Origin of the sequence: Pseudoalteromonas sp. 5Ae-yellow, assembly GCF_014077565.1 — a bacterium.
In the GTDB taxonomy this organism is placed as follows: domain Bacteria; phylum Pseudomonadota; class Gammaproteobacteria; order Enterobacterales; family Alteromonadaceae; genus Pseudoalteromonas.
In genome coordinates, this window is sequence record NZ_JACGWD010000035.1 from 32,776 (window position 1) to 44,052 (window position 11,277).

The following is an 11,277-nucleotide window of genomic DNA, read 5'->3' on the forward strand; positions in this document are numbered from 1 at the left end:
TAGGCGATTAAATGAATTTTTTAAAATGTTTTACATTGAGCATAGCTATTAGCTTTTTACTGTTTTGCACTGTAGTAAATGCAGCAGCTATTAAAGGTGAGTTTAAGCAATACAAGCAATTTAATGGATTTGCTAAGCCTTTTATTTCGTCGGGTGTTTTTTTGTTAATTGATGAAAAGCTAATTTGGCAAGTGAAAATGCCTGTTGAGAGTATGCTCATAATAGAAAACGGCAAAGTGCTTGCACAAAATGCCAATGGTGAGTTAATACCACAACCCGGTAGCGAGCAATTTGTAGGATTACTGAGTGACTTACTTAGCGTAAATATGAGTGCGCTGGAAACACGTTTTGACATTGCTAAAATGCAAGACAGTTGCACACAGTTAACACCAAAAGAAGCGATGCTACAGCAATTATTTAGTGATTTTATTTTATGTGAAACTGCTAAGCAAGTGAGCAGTATTACACTAAATGAGCACTCAGGAAATAGCACAAAAATTGAGTTTACTTATTCCAAATAAAATTATGTTTTTAAATAATGCAGTGGTTAATTAAGGGAATAGTGCAGTGACAAAACGAATTACCGTTATTGTAGGGTGGTTTAGCAGTTTAATTTTACTTTTTACTGCAGCTTTTTGGCTGTCTAAACCAACGTTTAGCGCCGATATGTTTAGCTTATTGCCAAAGTCGCACTCCCAAATTGCACATGCTGAAGATGTCTTTTTTCAGCAAAATGCTAACCGTATTATGTTCTCGTTTGCAGGAAATAATAAAAATAAAGCATTTGATGATTTCCAAAAATGGCTTGACGATAATGCAATTAAAAGCACATTTAACTTTCCGTCCGTTAACGATTTAGCGCAAACATTCTCACCTTTCAAACATGCGTTATTAAGTGATACTTACAAGCAAACATTAAGCAAAAAAACAACGTTTGAACATTATTACCTTGAGCAATTAAATCAGTTAGGCAACCCATTTGTAAGTGCTACCTTAAGCAAAGATACAAGTTTGAGCCTAGCGGCATTTATAGGAGATAACTTAAAACAAAGCCAATTGTTTACGCTTGAACAAGGTCGTTTAACTCGACGTTTAAAAGGCGTTGAATACCGTGTCATTTTGGCAAACTTAGCGCCTGAAAATTTAGGGGTTAATAAATCAATTGATTTAGCTGGCGCGATAATTAAACAGATAAATATACTTAATAAAACCTACCCTGATTTAAGCATTACTTACTCTGGTGTGCTATTTCATACGGCTGAAAATGCTGAACAAGCTAAATACGAGATGAGCCTGTTTGGTGGCATTAGCTTATTAGCCCTTATTGTTATGGTATTTTGGGTGTTTAGGCGTTTAAACAGTATTTTATTAGCAAGCTTTACCGTACTGAGTGCACTTATTGGCGGCGCTATCGCTATGGTGTTGCTGTTTAAGACTATTCATTTATTAACGCTTGTTTTTGCAGTTACCTTGATTGGTATTGCCATTGATTATGCATTTCATGGTATGACTGATTTAGCCAAAAAAGAGTATGAAAAAGGCTACAGCAAAGGGACACAATCTGCGCTTTTACTCTCTCTTATTACGACTACGTTGGGTTATTGTTGCTTACTAGGTGCGCCACTAACGTTATTATCTCAAGTTGGCGTGTTTGTTATTGCGGGTTTAGTGAGTGCTTGGCTATTTACAGTTTTAGTTTTGCCATTGTGGCAATCTACACTCAGGTTATCGCCTTCGAGTTTATTGATGAGTCAAAAGCTCATTAAGGTTTTTTTATACTGCAATAGTTTAAAAAAACCGATACTCATTACATTATTAGCCCTTATAAGTGCGTTATTTTTAATAAAACCTATTAGCTTTAATGATGATGTAAAGCTATTAAATGCAAGCTCCGAACATTTAATGCTAAACGAAAAAAAGCATTTGTTATTACTTGGGCAATGGGATAGCCAAATTGTTTTTATGTTTGCAGATAGCGACGAAGCGCTTTTACAAAAACAAGAACAATTTTTAAAACGCTTAACCCAACTAAACCCTAATTTTAAACATAATAGCATTAGCCATTGGTTGCCTAGTTTACAAAAGCAGAGGGATAACCAAGCCTTGTTTGAACAGGCTAAAAACAAAGGGACTTTGGATATTGCAGAGCGCGTTACAGGGCAAGCGTTATTAAGTACAAAGGCACCGTTATTAACTTATGAAACACTCGCCACGAGTACATTTAAACCATTACTGCTTTCTCAAATGGTTGTTGAGTCAGAACAATCGATAACATGGGTGTCTATTTCGGGTATTTCATCTGATCAACTAATTAATGAGGTTGAAAAAAACAATGGAATTTACCTTTATAATAAACCTAAACAAATTAGTGCTTTATTAAGTGATTACCGTGAATATTTACTATTAAGCCTAGTGCTTGCGGGTTTTATTAGTTGGCTGCTTTTTAGTTGGCGATTTACGATTAAGATAGCGCTGCTGCAGGTGACCATTTTATCTGTTGTGGTGTTGAGCATGCTTTGGGTATGTAATGCGATTCAAGGTAGCTTGTCGTTATTTAATTTACTCGGTGCGTTACTTGTTATTGCATTAGCAATTGATTACCTCGTTTTTTATCAAATAAATAAGTTAGAGCCCAAAAATGTGTTAGCGATTAGCTTATCGGCTGCGTCATCAATGTGGGTATTTGGGATGTTGAGTGCATCTGATACACCGGCTATTTTTAGCTTTGGGCTGAGTGTAATGGTAGGGATTTTAGCTATTTACTTTTTATCACCGCTGAGTGTTTTAAAGCCTCAAAAGGAACAATAATTTGAATAACCTTGAGCAGTACGATGTTGTTGTTATTGGCGCTGGGCCTTCGGGTGCATTGGCTAGTAGCCTTTTAGTACAAAAGGGATGGCGGGTGCTGGTACTTGAACAGCAGGCGTTTCCACGTTTTTCAATTGGTGAAAGCTTACTGCCGCAATGTATGGCGTTCTTAGAAGAGGCGGGCTTAATCGATATACTGCATAACAATGCAGCGACTTTAGGTTTTCAGTTTAAAGATGGCGCTGCTTTTCATCGGGCAGGGCAAAATACGACTATAAACTTTACCGAAAAATTTACTAAAGGCCCAGGCACTACGTATCAAGTGAAAAGAGCTGACTTTGACAAATTATTAGCAGACAAAGCACAAGGACAAGGCGTAGAGATCAGATATAAGCACACCGTGGTTGACTACTGTGATGAGCCAAATGGTGCATCATTAGTGGTACACAATGAGCAGCAACAAGCTTACCGCGTTAATGCCCGATTTGTATTGGACGCAAGTGGCTTTGGGCGTGTATTACCAAAATTGTTAGATTTAGAACTTCCCTCTAGCTTTCCTGTTCGCAGCGCTTATTTTAGTCATTTTAAAGACAATATTAGTGATTCAAGCTTCGATCGTAATAAAATTTTGATTACCGTGCACCCTCAATATTCTGATGTGTGGTATTGGCTTATTCCCTTTAGTGATGGTACTGCGAGTATTGGGGTGGTGGCGCAGTCAGAGCGTTTTAATGACGACGAATCTAGCGATTTACTAAATCAATTTATAGAGCAAGATCCTTATTTAAAAACACTGTTAGCACAACGAGAGTTATTAACTCCAGCAAAAAATATTAAAGGCTACTCGGCAAATGTGAGTAAGTTATATGGTAAGCACTTTGCTTTATTAGGTAATGCGGGGGAATTTTTAGATCCGGTATTTTCATCAGGTGTAACAATTGCACTTAAATCTGCAAATTTAGTTGCTCCACTTGTTGATTTCTATTTAAAAAACGAAGTCGTCGATTTTGACACTCACTACGCACAGCCATTACAAGCTGGAGTTGATTGTTTTAGAACCTTTGTAACAGGATGGTACGATACGCGTTTTCAGGATGTAATATTTTACTCTGAGCAAAATACTCAGGTACGAGAAATGATTAGTGCTATTTTAGCGGGCTACGCATGGGATACAAATAACCCATTTGTTGCACAAAGTGAACGCCGTTTAAATGTCTTGGCTCAGTTATGTCAAAATTAATTAAGTATGCGGTGTGTAGTGTATTCATATTTGCTGTATTGAGCGCCTGTACGAGTTTTACAGCATCTAAGAATAGAGTGTATCTATCACCTAATATTCAATTAAATATTAATAGCGTGCCAGCACAAATGTTTGATAGGTCTTGGCAGCATGTTTTGTATATTACAAATCAGCAAAAAACACATACTGTATTTGCCCAATTAGCTATAAATGACAAAGGTGCAATTAAGTTATTGTTAATGACAGTACAAGGCTTTCCAATTATGGAGCTTGAAAAACCTTTAAATGGCCCGGTAAAAACACGAAATATGCTGGCGGTAGAAGGGATAGACCCTCATTATATCTTGGCGGATATTGCATTAGTACATTGGCCAGTAGCATTTTTACAAAAGCAGTTAGAGGGTGCTTTAATAGAGCAGGTTGGCTCTAATCGGGAAGTATTTAACGATGAGGGTACATTTATCACCATTGACTATAGTGGTGAGTCGACAACGTTGAACAATATTTTACATCAGTATCAAATAACATTTAAAAAGGTAGAACAGTGACATATTGGCTGAATGATTTAGGCATTGTGAGCGCGATGGGCATAGGCCAAGATGCAACCACAACAAGCTTAAATAAATATAAACCTGCAACTCCTTTATTAACTTTAAATACAAGTTTAAGTGCTGAGCAAACTCCGCTTTATGTTGGGCAAGTTCAGTCTATTGCTTTATCAAATAATAAACGTATCAATACATTTATTGATCTAGCTTTAGAGCAGATTAAGCCAACCTTAGATAAACTTTCGCATATTGATAAGTCGCGTATCGCAATTGTAATGGGTACTAGTACATCAGGTATTCATGATGGTGAAAGAGCGCGTAAAAGCTATGAAAGTACAAAACTCTGGCCTGATGACTTTAGTTACAGTGATCAAGAGTTAGCTACACCCGCTCATTACATTGCACATAAAATAGGGGCTCTAGGGCCTTGTTACAGTATTTCTACTGCGTGCACGTCGAGTAGCAAAGCGTTAATTAGCGCCCGAGCTTTGCTAAATGCTGATTTAGCCGATGTGGTAATTTGTGGTGGTGCGGATAGTTTGTGCCAATTAACAATTAATGGCTTTGATTCGCTCGCTTCATTAAGCTTGGGTTTATGCCAGCCTTTTTCTAGCACCAGAGACGGCATAAATATTGGTGAAGGGGCCGCTTTATTTGTAATGACTAAAAATATGCCAATAACAAATAACGGCGTTATGTTACTAGGCTGTGGCGAAAGTTCAGATGCGCATCATATGTCAGCCCCCGATCCTAATGGAGTGGGCGCCCAAGCCTCAATGGAAAAAGCACTAAAAAGTGCAAAGTTATCCTGTGGTGATATTGATTATATTAACGCTCACGGTACGGCTACTGTAAAAAATGACGAAATGGAAGCACTTGCAATTAATCGCGTGTTTGGCAACAATACCCCGCTTAGCTCTAGTAAGCATTTAACAGGGCATACCCTTGGTGCTGCAGGCGCTATTGAAGCCGGTATATGTTGGTTATTATTAAAAGACAGCGGCCAACATATGCTGCCATATAACGTGATTAAAGAAGGCAGTGATTTGGCTGATATAAAAATAATAAAACAAGCGTTTAAGCCCGCTCTTAAATACTGCTTATCTAATTCATTTGCGTTTGGCGGTAATAATGCCAGCTTAATATTGGGAGTTAACGTTGACTAATTACCTTATAGAGCAAGTAGTCCCGCATGATGCGCCAATGATTTTAATAGATAGCCTTTTGACATACAGCGAAGATGAAGCTCAGTGCGGAGTTACTATAACTGAGCAAAGCCCTTTTTTTAGTCCTGCGATTAATGGCGTACCTAGCTATATTGGTGTTGAGTACATGGCGCAGTCTATTGCCGCTTATGCTGGTGCGTTGGCGAATGATGAAAATAAACCTGTAAAAATTGGTTTTTTAATTGGCACGCGAAAATATCAAACTTATCAACCGGGTTTTAAAAACGGCAGTAAGTTGACTATTGAAGTGAAAAAACTATATCAAGAAGATTCAGGTTTAAGTGTATTTGAATGCCAAATACTCGCGTGTGAAACTCTACTTTGCCAAGCAAAAATTAATGTATTTCAGCCTGAAAATCCGTTGGAATTTATAAGAGAAAATCAATGACAAAAAGAATTTTAGTTACGGGTTCAAGCCGTGGCATTGGTAAAGCTATTGCGTTAAAACTTGCTGAGCAAGGGTTTGATATTGCAGTACATTGCAGAGCAGGTGTTGAGCCAGCTCAAGCAACATGCGATGAAATTAATGCATTAGGCAGAGCCACCAGTTTATTACAATTTGATGTATGTGACAGAGAGCAGGCTAAAATACAAATAATAGAAGATATAGCTCAGCATGGCGCTTATTATGGCGTGGTGTGTAATGCAGGTATTACTAACGATATGGCATTTCCTGCTATGCAAGGGGAAGACTGGGATTGTGTAATACGTACAGGCCTTGATGGGTTTTATAATGTAGTACACCCAACTGTAATGCCTATGGTACAAAGCCGTAAAGGTGGGCGCATAATTACAATGTCGTCTGTATCGGGTATTGCAGGTAACCGAGGGCAAGTAAATTATAGTGCAGCAAAAGCCGGTATTATTGGGGCCACTAAAGCACTTGCGTTAGAATTGGCAAAACGCAAAATTACGGTTAATTGTGTGGCACCTGGTTTAATAGAAACCGCGATGACTGATGAATTACCTATTGATGAAATGATGAAAATGATACCCCTAAAGCGCATGGGGAGCGTTAAAGAAGTCGCAGGCACAGTCGCTTTTTTAATGTCTGATGATGCAGCTTACATAACACGCCAAGTGATTTCGGTTAATGGTGGCATGGTTTGATTAAACGCGTTGTTGTAACAGGCATGTCTGTGGTCACTGCATTGGGCGATGATTGGTCTGAATTTAAACAAGCCTTAATTAAAGGCGAAAATGCTGTTGTTACTATGCCAGAGTGGGATATAGCCGACGATCTCAATACTCGTTTAGCCGCGCCAGTTAAACACTTTGAGCGACCAAGTCATTATAAACGTAAACAAATCCGTTCAATGGGGCGAGTGTCACTTATGTCAACTCGTGCTACTGAATGCGCACTTGAACAAGCCAAACTACTCGAGCACGAAAGTCTAACAGATGGCTCTACGGGCATAGCATATGGCTCATCTACTGGCTCTACTGCGCCATTACTCGCCTTTGCAAATATGATGGAAACGGGGTCGATGTCAGGTGTAACAGCAACGAGTTACATTAAAATGATGGCGCATACTGTCCCTGTAAATGTGGGTGTGTTTTTTGGTTTAAAAGGGCGTGTTATAACAACAAGCTCTGCTTGTACATCGGGATCTCAAGGAATAGGCTACGCCTATGAAGCGATTAAGTTTGGCCGACAAAAAATAATGGTGGCTGGTGGAGCTGAAGAGTTATGTATTACTGAAGCCGCCGTATTTGATACGCTTTATGCTACATCTACACAAAATCAAACACCAAAAAAAACACCAAGACCTTTTGATAAAAATCGCGATGGCTTAGTGATAGGCGAAGGCGCGGGTACACTTATTTTAGAAGAATACGAACATGCAAAAGCGCGCGGAGCAACAATATTAGCTGAGGTGGTTGGTTTTGGTTGTAATTCTGATGGGCAGCACGTTACTCAACCAACATCAAAAACAATGCAACTAGCGATAGAAATGGCACTGCAAGATGCCAATCTAGAATCAGAAAAAATTGGTTACGTTAATGCGCATGGTACATCAACAGATAAAGGTGATATTGCCGAGTCTCACGCAACGTTTAAAGCATTGGGCAGCAAACCTATTAGCTCGTTAAAAAGTTATTTGGGGCACACATTAGGTGCTTGTGGTGCAATAGAAGCATGGGCAAGCATTAATATGATGGCTGATAACTGGTTTGCACCAACAATTAATTTAGATAACGTTGATGACGAATGTGCTCAGCTTGATTACATAAGGCATCAAGGGCGTGAGATTAATACCGATTATGTGATGAGTAATAACTTTGCGTTTGGTGGTATTAACACCTCTTTAATATTTAAACGCTATAAAGTAGATTAAACACGTTAAAAGATAAGTTATGACTAACTGTTAGCTCATTTTTGCTGTATAATTTGCGACCCTTGATAATGTGGCCGTAGGTTATACAGCATGAATTTTAAATCTTTTAGTTTCGCTCCTGAAATCATCCAGGCGTTGGACGAACTTAACTATCACACCCTTACGCCCATTCAGCGCGCAGCAATTCCTGCTGTTCGTAAAGGTAAAGACGTTTTAGCCAGTGCACAAACTGGTACCGGCAAAACTGCCGCGTTTGCTTTACCTATCATCCAAAAATTGGTTGAGTCTGAACTCAGCACAACTAATGCACCTCATGCATTAGTACTTGCACCAACGCGTGAACTTGCAGAACAAATAGCTAATAACTTTAGAGATTTTGCAAAGCATACATCACTTAAAGTCGTTAGTTTATTTGGTGGTGTGAGCACTGCTGGCCAAGCAAACGCTTTAAAAGAAGGCGTTGATATTGTTGTTGCAACACCGGGTCGTTTATTTGACCATATTCGCCTAGGTAACTTAAGCCTTGCAAGTGTTAAGCACCTTGTTCTTGATGAAGCTGACCGTATGCTTGATATGGGCTTTATCGAAGATATGCAAAACGTTATTAAAAGCTGTGCAGAAGAGCGCCAGATTTTACTTTTCTCAGCGACTTTCCCTGCAGCAATTAAACAATTTGCATCTAAAGTATTGAAACAAGCTGAAATAGTACGTGTTGATCAAACTAACAGTACAGCAAGTACCGTTGAACATGTTGTTTACCCAGTTGAAGAACGTCGTAAGCAAGAGTTACTTTCTGAATTGATTGGTAAGAAAAACTGGCAACAAGTGCTTGTATTCGTAAACATGAAAGAAACAGCTGATGAGCTTGTTAAAGAGCTTAACCTTGATGGTATTCCGGCAGGCGTTTGCCACGGTGATAAATCTCAAGGTAACCGTCGTCGTGCTTTACGTGAATTTAAAGAAGGCAAGGTACGCGTATTAGTAGCTACAGAAGTGGCTGCTCGCGGTATCGATATTGATGGCTTACCACGTGTAATTAACATTGATTTACCATGGCTTGCAGAAGATTACGTTCACCGTATTGGCCGTACAGGTCGTGCTGGTCGCCAAGGTCAAGCAATCTCATTTGTTAGCCGCGAAGAAGAAAACACCTTGTTTGAAATTGAAACGTTAATCGGTCAAAAAATCAAACGTGTATATCTAGAAGGTTACGAAGTAAGTAACCGTGAAGTACTGATTGATAAAATTGGTAAAAAACCAGCGCATTTACGCCGTACACGCTCTAACAAGTTATCAGGACAAGCAACTGGTGAAGCGAGAGCAGTAAATCGCTCACGTATTTCAAGCGTTCGCAAAAGCTTAAAAGGCGAAAAACTGTCACTTAAAAAGTCATAGTTAACGCCGTTTAGTTAAAAAAACCTGAGTTTACTCAGGTTTTTTTGTGCCTGGTGATAACACCTCATCAATAGTATTTGCATATTCATAAGCCGCTTGCTCGTCCCCTTTATTTGCTATTATGGATAAACCAACCGGCAAACCACTTACTTTTCCGACCGGTAGGGTTATGTGTGTTGTGCCTGCAATAGCAGATAACGAACTACTACTGCCATTAAAATTATCACCATTAACTAAGTCTGTTTTCCAGGCGGGTGATACTGTAGGCGCTATAACAATATCAAGCTTGTTGTTTTTATACACATTAACAATGGCTGTCGTTGCTAAAGTGCGATAGCGGTCTTTAGTCTCCTGGTATTTTTGTTTGTTAGTTAAATCAATAGCCTGCGATTGAACTAGGATATCTTGCTCAAAGTGGGGCATTTCTGTATTTTTATTTTGAATATTAAAATTAATAAGTGCTTTTAGGCTTTTAACAGCTACTTGTGTTGGAGTGCTTGCGAGGTAGTGATTAATTTCGGCTTTGAAGTCGTAAAGTAAAATATAGTATTCATCAACAAATAGCGTATCTAAGTTGTCAGTAATATCTACATTAATAATAGTGTGCCCAGCCTGTTTTAATGCTTGTAACTGCTTGGCATAAAGGCGCTGCGTTTCAATTGTAAATTTATCGCTAGGTAGCGCACCTATAATAAGTGATGATTTTGATTTTAGATTACCTGTTTTTAATTCAAACCCTGTAGTTGTCGTATCAAGAGAGTCCTCACCTTGCAAAACAGATAAAACCAGTAGCGAATCTTTAAGTGAATGCGCCATCGGCCCTACTGAATCTTGGCTACTTGAAAGAGGCACAACACCTGAGCGTGATACTTGGCCCATACTCGGTTTTATTGCATAAACTCCATTTACTGAGGCAGGGCACGTAATTGAACCGTCTGTTTCAGTCCCTAATGCTATGGGCGCAAAGTTAAGTGCTACTGCAACAGCAGAACCTGCGCTAGAACCACATGGGTTACGTGTTACATCGTGCGCATTATGTGTTTGTCCGCCTACGGCACTCCAGCCTGAAGATGAATAGGATGAACGAAAATTTGCCCATTCACTTAAATTAGCTTTGCCTAAAATTATAGCGCCTGCATTACGTAGTTGTTTAACAACAAAAGCATCATTATTAGTAACGTTATTTTTAAGTGCTAAAGAGCCAGCCGTTGTGGGAAGTGTGCCTTTAGTCTCAATATTATCTTTAAGAAGTACAGGTATTCCATGTAATGGTCCAGCCCAAGTTCCTTTAGTGGCAAGTTCATCTAGCGTTTTAGCTTGAGCAAGTGCTGTAGGCTCTAGACTAATAACTGCATTATATTGTGGATTAAGTTTATTAATTCGGTCTATATAATTTTGGGTGAGTTGCTGTGCATTAATAGAATTATTTTTATATGCACTGTGAATTTCACCGATGGTTTTTAGTTCTTGTGCTTTAGCGTTAAAAATTGCTAATACACTAAGCAGCGAAAAGGTAAATGTTTTCATCATTGTTGAGGTGCTTAAGTTGTTATTATTTTCTATACATTTAGCACAAAAAAGCCTCACAAAGTGATAACACCATTCAGTTAAGCATGCTTTGACTTAATGGTGTACCGAGTTTTTGAAATTCGAACGGTCCTACTTTTGGGCCGTTTTCTTTTTTCTGGAAGAATATAACGTTTCACTCGTTCTCGCATTGC

10 protein-coding genes are annotated in these 11,277 nt (G+C 38.8%); 9 read left to right on the forward strand and 1 reads right to left on the reverse strand.

Going from position 1 to position 11,277, the window contains the following annotated elements; translation table 11 throughout:
* The first annotated feature begins 11 nt into the window (after positions 1-11).
* From H4J63_RS10925 to H4J63_RS10965, 9 genes are all read left to right on the forward strand, one after another.
* Positions 12-521: an outer membrane lipoprotein carrier protein LolA gene (locus H4J63_RS10925; protein WP_182196536.1), complete on the forward strand. Its 510-nt coding sequence runs from the start codon at positions 12-14 to the stop codon at positions 519-521.
* 46 nt (positions 522-567) lie between these two features.
* A complete protein-coding gene (locus H4J63_RS10930) occupies positions 568-2,808 on the forward strand; it encodes an MMPL family transporter (RefSeq protein ID WP_182196538.1) in 2,241 nt (746 codons plus the stop codon).
* Position 2,809: 1 nt separating this feature from the next.
* A complete protein-coding gene (locus H4J63_RS10935; RefSeq protein ID WP_182196540.1) occupies positions 2,810-4,048 on the forward strand; it encodes an NAD(P)/FAD-dependent oxidoreductase in 1,239 nt (412 codons plus the stop codon).
* Positions 4,036-4,596, forward strand: a complete 561-nt coding sequence (locus H4J63_RS10940) for a DUF3261 domain-containing protein (protein WP_024606153.1) — start codon at positions 4,036-4,038, stop codon at positions 4,594-4,596. The genes H4J63_RS10935 and H4J63_RS10940 overlap by 13 nt, the downstream gene beginning before the upstream one ends.
* Positions 4,593-5,762, forward strand: a complete 1,170-nt coding sequence (locus H4J63_RS10945) for a beta-ketoacyl-ACP synthase (RefSeq protein WP_182196542.1) — start codon at positions 4,593-4,595, stop codon at positions 5,760-5,762. The genes H4J63_RS10940 and H4J63_RS10945 overlap by 4 nt, the downstream gene beginning before the upstream one ends.
* Complete coding sequence (locus H4J63_RS10950) at positions 5,755-6,210, forward strand: hotdog family protein (protein WP_182196544.1); 456 nt, start codon at positions 5,755-5,757, stop codon at positions 6,208-6,210. Before H4J63_RS10945 ends, H4J63_RS10950 begins: the two co-directional genes overlap by 8 nt.
* Complete coding sequence (fabG, locus tag H4J63_RS10955; RefSeq protein ID WP_182196546.1) at positions 6,207-6,932, forward strand: 3-oxoacyl-ACP reductase FabG; 726 nt, start codon at positions 6,207-6,209, stop codon at positions 6,930-6,932. The genes H4J63_RS10950 and fabG overlap by 4 nt, the downstream gene beginning before the upstream one ends.
* Entirely contained in the window at positions 6,932-8,161 is a 1,230-nt protein-coding gene (locus tag H4J63_RS10960) for a beta-ketoacyl-ACP synthase (protein ID WP_182196555.1), read from the forward strand. Before fabG ends, H4J63_RS10960 begins: the two co-directional genes overlap by 1 nt.
* Positions 8,162-8,251: 90 nt before the next feature.
* Positions 8,252-9,556: a DEAD/DEAH box helicase gene (locus H4J63_RS10965; protein WP_002958629.1), complete on the forward strand. Its 1,305-nt coding sequence runs from the start codon at positions 8,252-8,254 to the stop codon at positions 9,554-9,556.
* A gap of 30 nt (positions 9,557-9,586) precedes the next feature.
* Here H4J63_RS10965 and H4J63_RS10970 read toward each other — a convergent pair whose 3' ends face one another.
* Positions 9,587-11,086 carry an amidase family protein gene (locus H4J63_RS10970; protein WP_182196549.1) on the reverse strand — a complete coding sequence of 500 codons (1,500 nt, stop codon included), beginning with the start codon at positions 11,084-11,086 and terminating at the stop codon, positions 9,587-9,589.
* Positions 11,087-11,277: the final 191 nt, after the last annotated feature.